Genomic DNA, 18376 nt, shown 5'->3' on the forward strand with positions numbered 1-18376 from the left:
TATTTATAATCCGTAATTTAAAACCTTAATACCGAAATACGAAACTTAAGGAGGTTGGTTCCATGTCAAATTTAACAATATCTGTACAAATAAGACCTCTGAGCGATTCTGCACTTGTGATTCAAATGGGTGAAGGAATCAATGAGGTTACGCATACAAAAGTAAAAACGATATTAAATTTATTAGAAAAAAATCCATTTAGAGGTTTTATTGAAGCTGTGCCTGCCTATAACAGTGTGACGGTTTACTACAACCCCATTGATGTATATTTTTCAAATTTAGAAAAAGGTGTTCAAACGCCTTACGAAAATGTGAAAGTAAAAATCCTGTCCTTAATGAACCAATCTCACATCGTTGAAATGGCGAAGGAACGTTTAGTAAAGATACCTGTAGCATATGGTGGTGAGATGGGACCAGACTTAGAATTTGTAGCATCTTATAATGGTTTAACACCTAGTGAAGTTATTAAAATCCACTCTTCCGCGGAATACCTTGTCTACATGTTGGGCTTTGCTCCAGGTTTTCCTTTTATGGGCGGGATGGACAAACAAATTGCAACACCACGAAAAGAATCACCACGTTTGGCAATTGCACCTGGATCTGTTGGAATCGCAGGTAGTCAAACAGGAATCTACCCATTAGAAACACCAGGGGGTTGGCAGATTATCGGAAGAACACCATCCCGTTTATTTCTACCAGAACAATCCCCTCCGACCTTATTGCAACCAGGTGATCGTATTCAATTTGTCCCCATTTCATTGGAAGACTATACGAAAGATTGGGAGATGAAAACATGGGAGTAAAGGTATTGCAGCCAGGTATGCTGGCAACCATTCAAGACTTAGGAAGATATGGACTGCAGAAGTATGGCGTTATCGTAGGAGGAGCAATGGATTCAAATTCCTTACGAATTGCCAATCTACTCGTTGGGAATGCTGAAGGAGAAGGCGCTCTAGAGGTTACACTTTTCGGAACTAGCCTCTTATTTGAAAGTGATGAACTAGTTGCAATTACAGGTGGGAATCTACAACCGACATTAGATGGAAAGGAAGTTCCAATGTGGCAACCTCTTCTAATTCGAAAAGGATCGGTTTTAAAATTTAATGCTGCGATTAGCGGTAGCCGCGCTTATGTATCATTTAGCGGTGGCATTCAAATACCTGAAGTGATGGGCAGTAAGAGTACCTACATACGCGCTGGCATTGGAGGCTTTCAAGGAAGAAAACTGCAAAAGAATGATGTTTTTGAATGCAATACACGAACAGAATCAGGCGAGGATCTTTTTAATCTATTACAAAAGAAAACCTCTTACCTTTCTTGGTCAGTTCATTACACACCCTTTGTTACATTCAAAAAAACGCAAACAATCCGTATCATCAGAGGCTCTGAATATGAGCGGTTTGATGAAGAATGTTTAAAAAAATTCTTTTCAACGCCTTACACAATCTCAACACACTCCGATCGAATGGGCTATCGATTGGCAGGAGAAAATGTCCAATTAAAAGAGCCGTTTGAATTATTATCTGAAGGGGTTACGTTTGGAACAATTCAAGTACCTTCTAATGGCCAACCCATTATTTTAATGGCTGATCGTCAAACGACTGGTGGCTATCCTAAAATAGGACAAGTCATTTCTGCCGATTTACCATCCTTAGCACAAATGCAAGCAAATGGTCAGGTATTTTTTAAAGAGGTTACACTTGAAGAAGCGCAGTGGGCATTAATACATCAAGAGAAAGAAATGAATGACTTGGCATTTGGGCTACGTATAAAAAGATTACATCAACTGTGAGTAAAATAGGGCGTCTCAATTGAATTTGAGACGCCCCGTTTTTTTAATATGCTCATAACCCAATTGTCTAGATATTTCAGTTGTGGCCTTTTTTAGTTTCTCAACGAAGATTTCAGCATTGCCCTCTCGATAATTGGCTTCTAAACCTGCGATACTCATAGCTGCAATGACTTCACCTTTATGATCGAAAATCGGCGCTGCAATAGCGGATGTATAATTTTCTAATTCTGAATGGCTAATTGTATAACCATGTTTTCTTGCATGTACAATTGCTTCATAAAGCTCTTCCTTATCGGTAATCGTTCCCTTTGCAAATGGTGTAAGTTCGATTGATTCAAGATATTCCTTTATTTCACTGTCTGGTAAAAAAGACAAGACAGCACGAGAGCATGCCCCTGCATAAAGAGGACTTTTTCTACCTATTGCTGTATAAAGGCGAACTTTTTGCTTCGAATCCACTTTCTCGATATAAATGGCTTCGTCACCATCACGCACAATTAAATTAATTGCTTCTTTTGTATCATTATGTATCTCATTCATAATCGGATATGCAATTTTCCGTACATCTAAACGCATGGAAACTAAGTGTCCAAATTTTAGGAATAGAATACCCAACCTATACTTTGCATCAGTTCCCTTTTCTAACAACTCCATTTCCTCTAATGATTTTAGCATGCGGAATGCAGTCGTTTTAGGGATTCCTGATAATTCAATTACTTCTTGAAATGACAGTTCTGTATGATCGATAAATAGATTTAAGATGTCCATTGAGCGGACAACCGTTTTATTTTTATTTGTCAATTCAGGTTTGTCTTCCTTTCGTTACAAGCTTTAATTTATCGGCTTTAATAGGCAATATACCTCTAATTTCAGCCAAATTGGAACACTTTGCAAAGTTGATTAAAGGCGGTTCTCTAAGGATTTGATTGCCAGTTTAATCGCAATTAATCGACGTTCATTTAATGTTTTTTGAGCGCTGCCTTCCTTTGCCTTTGCTAACTGTTTTTCGATTGATGGAATGATACTTTGCAAAACATCTTTAGAAGTCAAAATGATTTCTTCGTCATAGGGGAAATCTCCTCCATCCCAAACTTCTATAAGACTTTTCAAACCAACTTTTATGGCGTCTCGCCTCTTTTTGACAAGTGTTGTATTTGAACCCTTTTCGGTCATGCTTTTAAAAGCATTAGAAAGCTTATTTAAAGTTGATTCCAAGGAATTAATAGACAACTTTTGTGTTTCTTGGCTAACTGTCTTCATATACGAACCTCGTCTTTCATTTTCAATTTTTAATTATACCTAATAACTCACTGTTTTTGTATAGCTTGTATATTGGGAGATATGGATGTGATGATTTGCAATGGGGGAAAAGCAATTGTTTAACTTACGGATGCCTAAGTGAAGGGTCCTTTTTTTCTTTCTAACATATAATGTTGAGGAGCTAATTTAATGGAGCTTTTACATGATTTTCTTAACTTGATAAAAAATTGGCACGGTAAGAAGTCTATTATCTTTTAATTAAATTATGGAGGTATTATATGACAAGTTTTCATTCTTTTCATGGAACGATAACGGAGATTACTAATTTTAATGCAGGTCAAGGCGGAAAAAAGGGTTGTTATAAACTTTTTACAGTAAGAAATAATATGGGGGTAATCGTAAATTTCGTCGTTTCACCTTCAACTTACTTCGTTGATCATGAAATGCTAGTAGTGGGAGATCGCGTTACAGGATATTATGATGGAGATGCACCAGCTATACTTATTTACCCTCCACAATATCAAGCGCTTGTTATGGTAAAGGATAACCCAAATCAAAATGTAAAAGTTGATTTTTTTAATAACCAATTGCAAAGCAGTGATGGGCAATTACAGTTAAATATATCTACTAATACCCACATCGTCTTAACAAATGGACAATACTTTTCAGGCCATCCAGGAAACCGCGATTTAGTTGTATATTACGGCCCTACTACAAGAAGTATTCCGGCTCAAACTACACCGTATCGTATTGTCGTTTTATGTTAAAAGCACAATGTAATTGGAATTAAAACTCGTTTAAGTTTTAACGAGTTTTTTTGTCTCTTCTTAAGCTTGAAAAACCTTATTAACATCGTTTTTTCTATTCCATGGATGATTCCTGTTGTAAACTGATTTAAAGAGATGATCTATTTTCTTAGGGGATTTAAAAGGAATTTTTATTTACACGGAACATTTATACTCTCAATTTATTATCGTAAGTTGGTTTACCTTATTGGCATCATATCAATTTGACGACATTCAATTATCACCCAATTTAACTCCTTAAGATCGATCACATTGGACTTAGAAACTGAAGGTACAGTAAGTTGGTTACAAGCGATGTTGAATAGTTTAGAATAAGCTTTTTCCTACAAATCCCCTTTTCAGCCATTTCACTTTATATTAGATTAGTTTTTACAGGTTGGAAATTTGGCGTATTTGCGTTAATTGGAAACGTATTTGCAATTTCAACTGCCTTTGCACTAGGTGGGGCACATGAATTGGTACATGCAAGACTTTACGGATTTAATGGGGTTTACTATTCTTGCTGTATCTGTTGTCTTAAAAGATTCTAATACTCGTCTAGGCTATCTAACGGGGATTATCGGAGCGTGTTAAAGTATGCCACTCACTGCCACTGTCACGACATGGCTTATACCATATGGGATTCCGAACTTCACCATGCCATTCGTCCTTTGTACATGATTGCTATTAGGTGCAGAAAAGAATTACCGCGGCTTCAACACTCTGCACCGGGTACAAAAATAAACATAAAAAAGACGCTATTCCTAATATGGAAATGCGCCTGTTTCTAGGGATTAGTTTAAATTTGCAGTGCAGTTTTGAGGTATAATTTTAAGGCATTTATCTGTCCTTCTGTATCAGCTTCTTTCTTTCCAGCAAGATTTGTCTCCAATAAAATACCATCTGTAACATTTATAATAAAGGTGGCAATCGTATGAAGGGGCTGTTCTGGAGAAAATTCCCCTGTGTCTACTCCTTTTTGAAGCATTTTGATAAAGTTCTCCCTTGCACGATTAAAACGTGTAAGTAAATACGGAATTCGCTCTATTCCTTCGCTACGCCATCCTGTAACGAAATATTCATAAGTAACTGCACTAATTTTATTAAATGAATCTTTATTGTACTCATCTAAAATAGACTCTATAGTTTCCCAAACAGGTTGATTACTTTGAATAAGATTATGAATTTTCTTTTCAAATTGTTCATCCCTTTCATTCAGTATGCACTTTAACATCTCTTCTGTACTAGAAAAGTATTGATATACACCGCCCCGACTCATTCCAGATACTTCAACAACGTCTTTCATAGTTGTAGGTTCGAAACCCTTTTGACAGAACACAGTTTCAGCTGCCTTCAATATTTCAAACTTTCGATTTTCTTTGTACTGTTTAGTTACTTTAGGTGACATTTGGAACCTTCTTTCAATAGGAGATTTTATTATGATTGTTAATAAGCTGACTGCAATCAAAGATGTGCCGGATACAATAAATGTCATAACAACACCAAATAATTCGGAAAGAATTCCACCCGAAACCATCCCTATCAATGTCCCAAGTGTAGTCATACTGTTGATTATTCCGAAAACACGACCAGTTTTATCTACTGGGGTACTTTTTTGTACAATTATATTTAAAGGTATAATGGCAGATCCAAAAGAAAAGCCAGCTAGAAAAAAAAGTATGGGATATGCAATTGAAAGAAATGAAGGGGGAAGTTGAGACATAAGAGCAAGCGCTACAAGTGAAATTCCAAGTCCTAACGCTCCGAAAAACATGCAATCTAATGTCGAACGAATATGCTTTTTTGTAAAGATAGCTGACGCTAAAAACATACCACCTCCACTAGCAGCCATACTATATCCCGCTACGGTTACAGGATCTTTAAAGATATCCCTCAACAGTACCATGAATTGAGTATCGGCGATTTGTAAAACGAGAAGCAAAAAAGTGGTAATAATTAAACTAATTAAAATGATAGGAATGCTTTTTAGGAAAGAGAAACCTCCTTTCATATCTGTTAGTAAATTTGAAATGAAATTCATTTTTTGCTGTTCGTTTTTTTCAACCTTAACCTTAACCTTTCGATTGTCCTTTGGAACGCCAAGTAAAAATAATGCTGATAAAGCAAATGTAATAGCATCGATATAAAATGCCCATTGGATGCCTACAGTCGCAACAATCATTCCACTTAGTACTGGACCAATAATTTTTGCGCCATTATCAATCATCCCACTAATGCCGATTGCTGCCTGCATTTGATCATCTTCTACGATTTCTTTTAATTTACCATTTTTTGCGGGAATAAATAATGCTACATACGAACTTTTTAAAAATAACAAGACATATACATGCCATAGTTGGGTTGAAAATGCCACTCCTAAAACAAGAACCACACAGAACAAATCAGAAATCAACATAATTAAACGCCGGTCAAACCGATCACTTAGCACACCGCTAAAAGGACCTAATAAAACCATAGGACCTACAAACACGAGCATTACACCAGAAACTGCTAGTGGTGAAGCATTCCACTTTACAGCAACTAAAGTGATTACAGCTAAAATATCCAACCAGTTTCCAATAGCCGAAACAGTTTGAGATGCAATCAAATACAAAAAAGCTTTATTTTTATATAGACGTTTTGAATCCGAACCACTAGTCATCCTTATTCCCCCATTAATGAAATAAAATCAAAAAAATGACAACTCTGTCATTATTATAAAGTGACAGGGTTGTCAGTTTCAAGACTTAAATACATTTAATTAGAATAATTTAGCATTATTTTCTAATTTATAACCTGTACTGGACGCAAAAACCATTCTGGCAATTAACTACAATTCAAAAAGCCATGCCGTAAATTCCACTGAAAATCGGATTTTTCGGCACAGCTATTTTTATTAATCTCCTCCCCCACCGCAGCTTGAACAGGAACTACCGGACGAGCAAGAATTACAGGAGCTTCCCGACCCGCAACTTGAACAACTTGATGAACCGTTGTTGCTTAATTTCATATAACTTGAAAATTCATCATAATGAAAAAAAGAAACAGATAAAAAAGGTACGAGCATCGCATTGTAATTTTGCTGTTTTTTTCTTTTTCTCATCATTTCATGTATGAGCTTTTTCTCATAGTTTTTAACTCTGTTTGCTGATTTTTTCATGGAAGAAATCAGTGCGAGGAGAGGAGGCATATATTTGGTATTGCGCTTAAAATAAATATCTATTAGTTCGTCTACTGATAAATTTCTAAATTCATCTATCACATTTGGATTTACTGGGTATTTGAAAAACCCCTTATAAAGATGGATATTTTCATTTCTTATGAAAAATAGCTCTGCATATACCCAATCAAAAAATCCGCGCAAATCAGGATCAGGCTCAACATTAACATTTGGACTGTGGTGAAGTAATGTCCCTAAATATTTCTTTGAAAAATCTTCATACTCACGGGTAAACATGAGCATCTGATGCCACAGTTCATCAACTTTCTTACTAAACATAGGTGACTCTTTTAAAAGAAAAGTCAAAATAAAATAACGTTTTAAATCCAGGAGACGCCACTCGTACTCATTTTCTTTTAACCTATTCCTATTTCTTTCCCTTACCCTATCTTCTACGGTTCCCATATAATTTTTTTTAAGGGCTTGCTCCAGATTTTCACTTAACTTTTTTAATCCTTTAATTGGTTTTATATCTAATGTATTTGGAGATAAACCAAATTTAAATGAAAGCTTTTTACGTATAAATAAAATAAACGAAATAAAAACTACAAGCAATAGTAACCATCCCATCAAATGCCCTCCTTCCTTTTAGAATTTTATTGTAGTCAGGTTTCATATTTTACTATTTTAAATATCCCTAAACTAAACAGACACACTTGTTCAATAACTTCACCAAAAATACGTTTAATCCTTTTTTGAACAACAGAAAGAACGAATTTCGCCATCAGAAATTCGTTCTTTTCATATTGGATTTTCCCCAACTCCACGACAGCCTCTAATTATGGTGGATGTTGATCAAGGGGAATCATTAAATAAAGTAGTGTTACAACTTTTATGCAAATAAAATCTCAAATAACAATCGTCGTTTTTTCAATCGACAATGTTTGCTTCAAAAGCATCCAGCAACGCTCTTACTTCATCGGTTGTTTTTGTGTTCATCAATTGATTTCTTAATTCACCTGCCCCGCGGAATCCTTTGACATAAATTTTGAAAAATCGATGCAGCCCTGTGACTGAACGTGGTAATTCCTCTGCATATTTATCTTGAAGATCTAGCTGCAATCTTAAGAGATCCAGGTATTCATCACTACTATGCTCTTTTGGTTCCTTTTCAAAGGCAAACGGATTTTTAAAAATACCGCGCCCAATCATCACACCATCAATACCGTATTTTTCTGCAAGCTCAAGACCCGTTTGACGGTCAGGAATATCTCCGTTGATTGTTAGTAGCGTATTTGGTGCGATACGGTCACGTAATTCTTTGATTTCCGGAATCAGCTCCCAATGCGCATCAACTTGGCTCATTTCTTTTCTAGTACGCAAATGAATAGAAAGATTCGCAATATCTTGTTTCAATATATGCGTTAGCCATTCCTCCCACTCCTCTAAATCCGAGTAACCAAGTCTTGTTTTCACACTTACAGGCAGCCCTCCAGCTTTTGCTGCTTGTATAATTTCAGCGGCAACGTTTGGACGTAAAATAAGACCGCTCCCTTTTCCTCTCGTAGCGACATTTGGTACAGGGCACCCCATATTAATATCTACGCCTTTAAACCCAAGTTCTGCCATACCTATACTCATTTGACGGAAATTTTCGGGCTTATCTCCCCATATATGCGCAACAATTGGCTGTTCATCTTCTGTAAAAATCAAACGTCCTCGCACACTTTTCATGCCCTCTGGATGACAATAACTTTCCGTGTTTGTAAACTCTGTAAAAAACACATCTGGGCTTCCTGCTTTACTTACGACATGACGAAAAACAACATCAGTCACATCTTCCATCGGAGCAAGTACAAAGAACGGTTTCGGTAAATCGTTCCAAAAATTTTCTTTCATATATATTCAAATCCTCTCATTATTGGTACATAGTCAAATGCTCGTCTTAAAATTAATAAATGAATTCCATCTACACCTAATTTGATAGGATTGAGTTTGGAAATTCCTTAGATTTTTAAATTATAACCTAGCTTTATTCATTTATGTTCAACAATGTCCTCGACGGCGATATTTTTTGCTAAGGAACAGTAGAAAAAATCACGTTTTCACTTTAAACTTTTGATTACTTTCACCCAACAATAGTAGCTTGAATTATATAGTAATAAAACGCAAAAGCAGCAGAATCACATAGGATTCTGCTGCTTTTTTAGTAGCCAATAATTTAGATAAAACGAGCAATATCTTCTAATGGTAAACGTGATGAACCGTACGCTGGTGCAGCTGATTTACCAATAGCAATCAGTACGATAGGGAATTGATTTTCTGGTAATTCAAATCGCTCCGCAAATTTCACTTTGTCAAAGCCACCCATTGTTACTGTATCAAAACCTTTTTCTTTTGCAATTAGCATAAGCTGCATTGAAATAAGACCTGCATCAAATGAAGCGATGTTTTGTCTTACCGCTAAAGGTAATGATGGGTATAAACGATGGGTATTTCCAATCATTAAATCCTTTGATGTATCATCCATATGGCCTTCTGTTACGTTTTGAGTGTAGATTTTTTCTACATTTTTATACATTTCAGCATCACCTAAAACGGCAATAACTGCTGATGATGTCTCTATTTGTTCTTGATTGTTGGCAATTGTACGGAGTTCTTTTTTCGTTTCTTCATCTTGAATGACAAGGAAACGCCATGGTTGCAGGTTACTTGAAGATGGTGCACTCGTCGCTTCTTTAATGATTTCCTCAAGTTGTGCTTGCGTCATTTTAAAAGTAGGTTCGTATCTGCGAACAGATTTTCTTTCATGCATAATTGTATATAAATCTTTAGTTGTAGTTGTCATTTTATTTCCTCCTAGTAAACTTACTAATGATAAGTTAATAAATAGAATCTTATCATTAGTAAGTTTGTCCGTCAAATAAAAAATGTTCTATGTTACAATGTATGAAAATGAATTCACATGCGGGAGGTTATGACATGACTCAACCGAATTGTACACATACTTGCAGTAGCTATCATCAAGCGATTGAATTTATAGGGAAACGATGGATGGGTATGATTATATATACCTTGTTGCCAGGGCCAAAAAGGTATCACGAAATTCACTCGGCTATCCCAGGAATTTCTGATCGTTTATTAACAGAACGTTTAAATGAACTTGTCAATGCAGGTTTAATCAAGAAGAAATTCATCGACTCTTCTATAAAAAAAGTGGAATATGAGTTAACACCAAACGGCATAGCATTCCAAGAAGTCATTAAGTCGATTCAAAAATGGATAGATCTATGCGACTTTGAAAAGACAACAATTGAATGAAAACGAAAAAACTAGCTAGAATATTAATTCTAACTAGTTTTTTATTTTGTTAATATTATGAATTACCTAGCACTCGGCAATATTTTATTCAACACTATCGCTACAATCGCAGCTGTTGCTATTGGGGAGCCGAATAAATATTGTACGGTTGTCGGTAAAGTATATAAGAAATCCTTAGGTAGTAATGTTACTGCTAAAGTTAAAATCATTGGAACAGCAATAACGTACATTTCTTTTTCACCGATTCGTTCATTTTTTATGACTTGCAAACCGCTAATCGCGATAATGCCACAAACGATAACGAACACACCACCAATTACCGCTGATGGAATGGCAGAGATTAAGGCAGCTAGCTTACCTGAAAATCCGAATAATACAAACCAAATTCCTGCAGCTACAAAAACACGTCGACTTGCAATACCTGTAATTGAAATAACACCTGCATTTGTTGAGTACCCTGTTACTGGTGTAGACCCGAGTAATGAAGCAGTGAAGCAACCAATCCCTTCACCAATAACCCCGCGATTCACTTGTTTGTCTGTTAATGGTTTATCGATAACATTACTAACAGCAAACCAAGTACCTGTTGTTTCAGCCATTAAAACAATATAAATGATGACCATTGTTACGATAGCAGAAATATTAAAAGTGAAACCAAAGTCTGCAAAAGGAATTTGTGGCATGCTAAACCATTTTGCTTGTGAAACAGCCGATAAATCTAAAATTCCCATAAATTTAGCTACAATGCTCCCTACGATTAACGCAATCAGGACCGATCCAATACGAAATACGCGACCTTTCTGACCGAAGAAGGAACCTAGCATAACACAAACGATTAATACAGTAGCTGTAATCAGCGCTAAATAGATGTTTTGATTAATTGAAGCACCTGCACCGTTATAGATGTTACTACTTAAACCGACTGGCATTAATGCAAGACCAACGACAAAGATAATTGTACCTCCAACGATTGGTGGAATGAAAGTTTTTACAATCTTATTAAAAAGACCTGTAAAACCTAAAATGATGACTAAAATAGCACCAATTAAACTTGCACCTAATACGGTACTCCAACCAAGTTCACCACCACCACTAGCGGCATAAATACCAACGATGGCGCCAAGTGGAACATAAGATGGACCTTGCGCGATTGGTAATTTCATACAGAAGTAAGTTTGAACGATGGTTGCAACCCCTGCCGCAATAAAGGTCGCTTGTATTAGTGCCGTTGATTGTCCTGATTGTAAACCGATTAACATCGCAATAAGGAAAGGTACTACATAGACGTCCATCGCCATTACATGTTGTAAACCGAGAAGGGCTGATTGACCAAATGAAACTTTTTCATCGGGTAAAACGGTTAATCGTTGAGTATTGCTTTTATCGTTAGCTTGCATGTTATTTTGCGTTTCCACTGAATTGCACACCTCAAAGTTATAGTTTTTCTATATGAATGTTCGACGATATAGGGTAATGATCTATTATTTAGTTCTGTTGTGAACTTTGGTGCCTTGAACCCATACTTCACGAATGTTTTCTGGTCGCACAAGATACATCATTTTTTGGAAAATATCATGTAAATCTTCGTTCCCATCAAAAATCGGTAGCTTTGCCGATGGTAATTTTGTATCGATAATTTGTACATCCCATGTATAGCTTTCTTGTAAACGTCCGATTGGCAGGCTTAAACTTTCCCCACCACCAGCAGTTGCTAAATAGAATGCTTCATTAATTGTCATACGTGAATTTGGTAAACCGCGCTTTTCAGCAGGAAGATTCGGGTCTACACCGTCCTCTAACATTCTAGATGACATGACTACTTGGCGAGCATTGTCGTAAAGACTTGGTGAAAAACCACCCGAAACATCTGTACCTAAACCAATATCGACGCCTTTTGCATGTAAATGTGCAACTGGAAGAACACTGTTGGCAAAGTAAGCATTTGAAATCGGGCAATGACCGATAGCAGTGCCTGTTTCGGCAAATAGTTCTGCATCCTCATCGTTTAAAAAATTGCAATGTGCCATGACAGCTTTGTCACCCAATAGTCCGAAATCATTTAAAGCAAACGCATCATTTTTATTGAATCTCTCTTGTACGTAACCATGAGCCCAATCACTTTCACTGCAGTGAGACTGGATGTGCGTATCGTACTTAGCAGCTAATTCTCCTAAACCCTTCAAAGCACCGTCCGTACAACTTGGTATAAAGCGTGGTGTGACAACAGGATAAACCCCTTGTTTAGTCGACTTCGCCAATTCTTTAACAGCTAAAATAAATTCCTCGGTATCAGCTATTGCCGATTGCGTATTAGCATCACGGTAAAATTCAGGCGTTTGTTCAGGATCGTCCATCACAACTTTCCCCACGAGACCACGTTGGCCTTTTTCTGCACAAATTTCAGCTAATAATAAGCTAGCTTCTTTATGAACCGTTGCAAAATAAAGTGATGTCGTTGTGCCGTTCGCTAATAACGTACTAACTAAGTCTTCATAGACCTCCTTAGCAAATTCCAAATCTGCAAATTTAGATTCAATCGGGAAAGTATACGTATTCAACCAATCATATAGAGGAATGTCTAACGCGGTTCCAGATTGCGCCCACTGCGGTGCATGGACATGTAAATCAATAAAGCCTGGTAAGAAATACTGTCCGTCCTCTAATTGATGAAAATTTTCTTTTTCTTGGTATGTATTTAATAATGATTGATAGTCAGCATGTTCAGGTGCAACGGCTTTTTCAATCATACCGTCAGCATTAATACAAAACAGATAATCTTTTAACACTTGTACTTCTTTAGGTGACTTACTTGTAAAAGCAGTACCTCTGAAAATTCGCGTATATTTAGACATAAAATCCACCTTAACGTTCGCATTTATTGGAGAATAGGGATTATTATAGGTTATAAAAATAATTAAGTCTATATAAAATACGAATAGATTAATAATATTATATAAAATTAGAGAAATGCATTCGTTTTTTGTCATAAAAGTAATACTACGACCTGCTGCAGTAGCAAAAACACTCCGACGATTAACTCCAATTCAAAAAGCTGTGTTGAAAATCCAATGTTTTCTGAAGTTCTGTGAAATACACTCATGAAAAACAAAAGCCACTTGGAAAATAAATTACCCAAAAGATGGTAACAGTGAAATCAATTTGATAAACTTAGCGTACAAAGCGAAAACTCCTATTGTGATTTGTCTCAGTAACAATTACGATACATAAGTTTTCGCTTTTATTTTATAATTTAATGTAAAATTATAGAATCTTTATATGGTCAACTCCTAGTTGTAATGATGGCACTCTTTTTTCAAGATTTTCAAATATAAAGGATAAGGAGAATTCAGTATGTGTAAAAAAACAGTTGAAGAATTGGAATTAAAATTACCTAAATTTAAATATATAGAGCATCCCATTAAATCAGGTATTTTTAAAACAGACAAAAAAGTGGTCTGTGATTGTTGTGAACAAGAAGTGGAAATTTATATTGAAAGTGGACTATATGCAATAGAATCCGTCGAATACCTTTGCCCTAACTGTATAAGTAATGGAAAAGCAGCAGAGAAGTATAATGGCACATTTCAATCGGATTTATTTAATGATGAACAAGTAGTGAATGAGTCGTTTGTAGATGAAATTTTACATCGAACACCAGGTTATGTGAGTTGGCAAGGTAATAACTGGTTTGCACATTGTACGGATTATTGCAAGTTTATTGGATATGTAGGTTGGGCCGAATTAGTTGAAAGAGGGATTGAAAGTGAGATAGAAAATTTTACAGACATGACTATAGAGGACTTAAAACACTACTTAATAAATGATGGCGAATTACAAGGCTATTTATTCCAATGTTTAGAATGCGGAAAATATTGCTTATATGCAGATTGTGCATAAATCATCTAAAGAGGAGCCGTGCATATGTTTGATAAGGAACTAGTAACAGCGATAAAAGATAGTAATGTAACTGTGCTAGAAAAATATACGACAAATAGTTGGAAAATTAATGAGAAAATACTTTGTTATGAAGCGGCCTATACACCGGAATTACCACTAAAGTTTGCAATTGAAAGTCAAGCAACACGAGCAATTCGTTGGTTGGTAGAGCAAGGGGCAAATTTAAATGACAAAGATTCGCCAGCATTTGTAGCGGCAGTACAATATCTGGGTGAATCGGATATAAGGTATTTAGTTGAGCATGGTGCAAAAATTCATTTACAAGATCGTTTAAAGAAAAATGCCTACGATGCCGCCGTCTATAGTGGGCAATTCAATAAATTAGCACTTGTAAAATCACTAGGGCTATCTGTCGAAAAATATGGCGGCTCTGCATTTAGAAACGTTGTATCTAATTTCAATAAAAATGCAGTTGATTTCTTTCTTGAAAATAAGGTAGATATTAATTATAACAAGCCTAATATGGTTTATCCTTGGGGACCGACGCCACTTGAAGTAGCTATTAGATATAATCATTCTCCAGATTTAGTAATGTATTTAATAGAACAAGGCGCTGATTTTATGAAGCCTAATAAAAATGGAGAACGTCCTTATACAGTAGCAGTTATAGAGCAAAAAGAAGAAATTGCAGCTTATTTAAAGTCGTTAGAGCCTGATGAATATCATGATTGGGAAAATAAACTGTATGAATTAAGAAAAGCAAATATGTCTGGAGATATGATTTCCTTTCTTTTAAGTGATCAATTAAAAGTTGAACTTCCAGAAAGTGACCTGGAAATTTCATATATTGAGTTTCTACCAGCTATAAGTACTTTTTGGTACCAAGTAAAGCGGAAAAAGTTTATTCAAATAAGTAGAATTATAGATAACTATTCAGATTTATTAATTCTTTGGCATCCATCTAAAAAGAAATTGTATTTTTATGATGAAGAGCATTTAGAGTTACATGAAATTGGATCATTCCAACAGTTCATAGCAGACCCGTACAAAGCGTTTGACAATTATTTTTAGTTGAGATGTTGGTGATTTTTAGAAGTATAATGCTGTAATAGATTTATGTTTTAACAAGCTCATAAACTACATCCAAAGGACAAAGAAAAGAATTTGAAAATGGAGCTGATGTGCTATGAAGAAAAGTAGATCTGAAACGATTCGTATAGAGGATTTTGAAATGGATGGGGATTTACTAGAGGGAGAGATTTTATTAGATGAATGGAATGCTTTTTTTAATTGCGAAAGTTCCATTTGTTTATCAATTCTACTTGAGGAAGATACTATTTTAGAAGAATTATTGCCAGAACATTTGAATGGGTATAACTATATCCTCCATAATCAAACGAAAATGCTACATGCCATTTTGAATGAACTTCTGAAACAATACCCTAAAATGCAGCTACAATACGGCTATGACGAAGAGGAAAAAAAAGAATATATGCCTGATGTTTCGCATATTCGAAACTTTTCATCCTTACTTTCACCATTGACGATGTATATTTTGGATGTATCAAAGGATGGTTCTCCATATTTCGGATGTATTTTTTCTTGCAAGTGGGATGACGAACATGCTTTTGGCGCAATGCTTTATAAAGACCGCGTTGTTGAAATCGGTGGAGCAGATACAGCTTTCTTATCTTGGATAGCACAAAATGATTTAGATAAGTGCATTCAATATGAAAATACTAACCAAAAAGGATGGGATGAAAAATGAATTACTTAAAATCTTCCAATTTCACTACGCATGTAGCAACCTTTCAACAAGCAATCACTGAAATTCAAACGGACCGCTGTAAATTTATTGAAGAGTACCCTACCACAATTGAGTTATCTACGGGGGAAAGTATTTTAGTTACTGCTGCCTTAGAGTTTTACTTAAATAATCAACTATCGACACCATTTAGTTATACTGAATCGAGAGCTTTTTGTGAAAAAATACGACAGAAGATAGGATTCGAAGCGATTCGTTATACTTTGCAAGTTTGGATTGAAAAAAATATTCAGCAGCCATATTTCTCTACCGAAGAGAGAAATTGGGAAACTACATATACATTAATAGAAGGAATAGAGCTAGTGTATATTCATGAGGATTTGCTAGATTTTGTATGCTATGTAGCTATTTGTTACATGAAGTTTGGTGCTAATTTTGATTCCATTTCAGCGGAGCGACTTTTTAACTTGGTGGAAGCAACTGGATCAAACAAAGTCGCAAAACTAAGAGAAAATGGTTCGGGGGATCTTTCAATAAGCGAAAGTTCTTATAGTGACAATGATGTTGATTGTTTTGCGAATGATGCTTTTGCCATTATTGTTATTAAAATTAAGAACGAAAAATCGGAAGCATATGGAAAGTCTTTGGATTTTATTATTCAATTACTAGATTTAGACTTCCCAAGAAGTTATCAAATTCAATTTGCAAGTTCTAAAAATGGGTACTTGCCAATTGAAAATTTACCTCATGTGCCTGTTCACAATTTTTTTGCCAATGCACTTAAGTATCCGGAGCTGCATTCGAAAATTAAATCATACGCTGAAAAAGCCATGAGAACATATGAATGGTATGCGGATTTAGAAGACGAGGATTGTGCTATGCCTTCCACATTTGCCGTATTAGGTTTAGGTTTAGTTTCCTCAGAATACTGGCCATTAGTACAAACATACATGGAAACTTGTGATGAAGAACACTCATCCATCCAAACAGCTTTCACACCAGAATTTATCAAAAAATTCGGATTTACTTCTGAAACACTGCCTGTATTCATTAGTTGCGTGCTTTCTGTACAAGAACATGAACCTCATGCTGTTTTTGAGGAGAAAATGAATAATAAAGCCAGTTTAGAACTGCTATTAACATGCAAAAATAATTTTGTAGATTATCTTAGTGAAAGCCAAAAAGAAGATTGGAAAGATGAACTCGATGAAATGATTGACTACGTCTGGCAAAACGTATGTTATACCATTTGGGGCGTTTGTTTTAATAAACCAGTTGCAATAGTAATTGACAGTGCTCCAGAAGAACTAAAACAACTTTACCGAGAGATTTTGCAGTAATTCCCCTTCTGTACCGGGGGCAAAACGATTCTAACAATTAAATCCAATTTGAAAAGCTGTGGCGGAAATTCCAATGAAAATTGAATTTCTCAACACAGCTATTTTTATGAATTAATCAAACTAACTCCAACGATAGCAACTATTTTACAATATGTCGATTGTTGAAATTTCTAGATGCATTACAATTACAAGACCTGTTAGCTTACCTCTAAAGATGTCACTAAATTCTCTGAAAACTAATTCAAGTCTTGAAATATCGTAGAATATTTTGTCTCGCTTAATTTGACAATTCGAATGAGAAAAACTCAGTCAATTGTTGTTCATGCTTATCGAGCATAATCTGTTCCGCCTTGATGCCCTGCTCACGTAGTACTTCAATGTTCTGCACAAGGAATTCGTCACTGCCAACAACATAGAAGAGCCCATCCTTGTCTCCAGCAAGATTTTTCACTTCTTCATAGTAGTCTTTACGGTTATCGGCGAACTGTGATGTAAACTTCTTATCAGGTGCTGTTTCAAAAATATCGGTAAATAAGAAATCTCTTGATGAATCGATGTTTAAGGAATGAATTCGATTGATGTTGTCAGCACGTTTAAAATAATCAAGTACAAGCGGTCTGAAAGTTGCCAAGCCGACACCTGATGACAACAGGTAAATATTTTTCCCTTCTCTTTTCAGCGGTACATTTGAATGTGTTTTAAATATTGCAACTTCATTACCAACTTCAAGATTTTTTAAAATCGTTTTGAACTCAGAGCATTGTTCTTTGATGCGTGTTGTAATTCCAATCGCATCTTCATGCGGTAAAGTGGAGATTGACATATGGCGAATCAGGCTGCGATTTGGTTTATCTCCGGCATTAAAACCCTCCAGTGCGAAGTGGGTGTGGGAGCCTTCTTCCCATGTAAAGTCTCGTGGACAGTCGAGTAGATACGTTCTAACCTCAGGCGTTTCTTCAATAATCTTATTTATTTTAGTCCAATATACTTGCATTATTTATCCTCCTCAATTATATTTCTCTTTGCTATCTAATATACAACAATTGAAAACGTTTC

Annotated in this window: 18 protein-coding genes and 1 pseudogene; 10 read left to right on the forward strand and 9 right to left on the reverse strand. The window is 35.7% G+C overall.

Features of this window, described 5'->3' with window-relative positions; all coding sequences use genetic code 11:
* The first annotated feature begins 62 nt into the window (after positions 1 to 62).
* Together pxpB and CSE16_RS18950 are read left to right on the forward strand one after the other, a co-directional pair.
* A complete protein-coding gene (pxpB, locus tag CSE16_RS18945; protein ID WP_099425316.1) occupies positions 63 to 803 on the forward strand; it encodes a 5-oxoprolinase subunit PxpB in 741 nt (246 codons plus the stop codon).
* Entirely contained in the window at positions 794 to 1792 is a 999-nt protein-coding gene (locus CSE16_RS18950; RefSeq protein WP_099425317.1) for a 5-oxoprolinase subunit C family protein, read from the forward strand. The genes pxpB and CSE16_RS18950 overlap by 10 nt, the downstream gene beginning before the upstream one ends.
* A gap of 15 nt (positions 1793 to 1807) precedes the next feature.
* On the opposite strand, the gene CSE16_RS18955 is transcribed toward CSE16_RS18950, so the two are convergent.
* Together CSE16_RS18955 and CSE16_RS18960 are read right to left on the reverse strand one after the other, a co-directional pair.
* A complete protein-coding gene (locus tag CSE16_RS18955; RefSeq protein ID WP_099425318.1) occupies positions 1808 to 2593 on the reverse strand; it encodes an IclR family transcriptional regulator in 786 nt (261 codons plus the stop codon).
* Between the two features lie 99 nt (positions 2594 to 2692).
* Complete coding sequence (locus tag CSE16_RS18960) at positions 2693 to 3052, reverse strand: hypothetical protein (RefSeq protein ID WP_099425319.1); 360 nt, start codon at positions 3050 to 3052, stop codon at positions 2693 to 2695.
* 278 nt (positions 3053 to 3330) lie between these two features.
* Between CSE16_RS18960 and CSE16_RS18965 the strand changes: the two genes are divergently transcribed.
* The 3 genes and pseudogenes from CSE16_RS18965 to CSE16_RS22095 all read left to right on the forward strand — a co-directional run bounded on the left by CSE16_RS18965 (position 3331) and on the right by CSE16_RS22095 (position 4431).
* Positions 3331 to 3819: a hypothetical protein gene (locus CSE16_RS18965; protein ID WP_099425320.1), complete on the forward strand. Its 489-nt coding sequence runs from the start codon at positions 3331 to 3333 to the stop codon at positions 3817 to 3819.
* Positions 3820 to 4214: 395 nt separating this feature from the next.
* Positions 4215 to 4307, forward strand: a pseudogene (locus tag CSE16_RS22275) (hypothetical protein); the annotation flags it as partial.
* Between the two features lies 1 nt (position 4308).
* Positions 4309 to 4431: a hypothetical protein gene (locus tag CSE16_RS22095; RefSeq protein WP_256376303.1), complete on the forward strand. Its 123-nt coding sequence runs from the start codon at positions 4309 to 4311 to the stop codon at positions 4429 to 4431.
* 205 nt (positions 4432 to 4636) lie between these two features.
* On the opposite strand, the gene CSE16_RS18970 is transcribed toward CSE16_RS22095, so the two are convergent.
* The 4 genes from CSE16_RS18970 to CSE16_RS18985 form a co-directional block, all read right to left on the reverse strand.
* Positions 4637 to 6499 (reverse strand): MFS transporter, encoded by a 1863-nt coding sequence (locus tag CSE16_RS18970; protein ID WP_099425321.1) that lies wholly within the window; start codon positions 6497 to 6499, stop codon positions 4637 to 4639.
* Positions 6500 to 6733: 234 nt separating this feature from the next.
* Positions 6734 to 7627 carry a glycine-rich domain-containing protein gene (locus CSE16_RS18975; protein ID WP_099425322.1) on the reverse strand — a complete coding sequence of 298 codons (894 nt, stop codon included), beginning with the start codon at positions 7625 to 7627 and terminating at the stop codon, positions 6734 to 6736.
* A gap of 300 nt (positions 7628 to 7927) precedes the next feature.
* The gene (locus CSE16_RS18980) at positions 7928 to 8896 is read right to left on the reverse strand and encodes a tRNA dihydrouridine synthase (RefSeq protein ID WP_099425323.1); all 969 of its coding nucleotides are present in this window, start codon (positions 8894 to 8896) and stop codon (positions 7928 to 7930) included.
* Between the two features lie 322 nt (positions 8897 to 9218).
* A complete protein-coding gene (locus CSE16_RS18985) occupies positions 9219 to 9845 on the reverse strand; it encodes a nitroreductase family protein (RefSeq protein ID WP_099425324.1) in 627 nt (208 codons plus the stop codon).
* A 134-nt stretch (positions 9846 to 9979) separates the two neighbouring features.
* Here CSE16_RS18985 and CSE16_RS18990 point away from each other — a divergent pair, with 134 nt between their 5' ends.
* Positions 9980 to 10318, forward strand: coding sequence for a winged helix-turn-helix transcriptional regulator (locus CSE16_RS18990; protein ID WP_253896123.1), 339 nt, complete (start codon positions 9980 to 9982; stop codon positions 10316 to 10318).
* Between the two features lie 62 nt (positions 10319 to 10380).
* Here the strand turns inward: CSE16_RS18990 and CSE16_RS18995 are convergent, their stop codons facing one another.
* Both CSE16_RS18995 and guaD read right to left on the reverse strand, forming a co-directional pair.
* Complete coding sequence (locus tag CSE16_RS18995; RefSeq protein WP_172954453.1) at positions 10381 to 11715, reverse strand: uracil-xanthine permease family protein; 1335 nt, start codon at positions 11713 to 11715, stop codon at positions 10381 to 10383.
* Positions 11716 to 11799: 84 nt separating this feature from the next.
* On the reverse strand, positions 11800 to 13170 hold the full coding sequence (gene guaD, locus CSE16_RS19000) for a guanine deaminase (RefSeq protein ID WP_099425326.1): 1371 nt from the start codon (positions 13168 to 13170) through the stop codon (positions 11800 to 11802).
* 499 nt (positions 13171 to 13669) lie between these two features.
* Between guaD and CSE16_RS19005 the strand changes: the two genes are divergently transcribed.
* From CSE16_RS19005 to CSE16_RS19020, 4 genes are all read left to right on the forward strand, one after another.
* Positions 13670 to 14215 carry a CbrC family protein gene (locus CSE16_RS19005; RefSeq protein ID WP_099425327.1) on the forward strand — a complete coding sequence of 182 codons (546 nt, stop codon included), beginning with the start codon at positions 13670 to 13672 and terminating at the stop codon, positions 14213 to 14215.
* A 24-nt stretch (positions 14216 to 14239) separates the two neighbouring features.
* Positions 14240 to 15286: an ankyrin repeat domain-containing protein gene (locus CSE16_RS19010; protein ID WP_099425328.1), complete on the forward strand. Its 1047-nt coding sequence runs from the start codon at positions 14240 to 14242 to the stop codon at positions 15284 to 15286.
* A gap of 115 nt (positions 15287 to 15401) precedes the next feature.
* Complete coding sequence (locus tag CSE16_RS21685; RefSeq protein WP_216641125.1) at positions 15402 to 15983, forward strand: DUF6985 domain-containing protein; 582 nt, start codon at positions 15402 to 15404, stop codon at positions 15981 to 15983.
* Positions 15980 to 17320: a DUF6138 family protein gene (locus tag CSE16_RS19020; protein ID WP_099425329.1), complete on the forward strand. Its 1341-nt coding sequence runs from the start codon at positions 15980 to 15982 to the stop codon at positions 17318 to 17320. Before CSE16_RS21685 ends, CSE16_RS19020 begins: the two co-directional genes overlap by 4 nt.
* A 277-nt stretch (positions 17321 to 17597) precedes the next feature.
* Here the strand turns inward: CSE16_RS19020 and CSE16_RS19025 are convergent, their stop codons facing one another.
* Positions 17598 to 18314: a ferredoxin reductase domain-containing protein gene (locus tag CSE16_RS19025; protein WP_099425330.1), complete on the reverse strand. Its 717-nt coding sequence runs from the start codon at positions 18312 to 18314 to the stop codon at positions 17598 to 17600.
* Positions 18315 to 18376: the final 62 nt, after the last annotated feature.

Origin of the sequence: Solibacillus sp. R5-41 (genome assembly GCF_002736105.1) — a bacterium.
GTDB lineage: Bacteria > Bacillota > Bacilli > Bacillales_A > Planococcaceae > Solibacillus.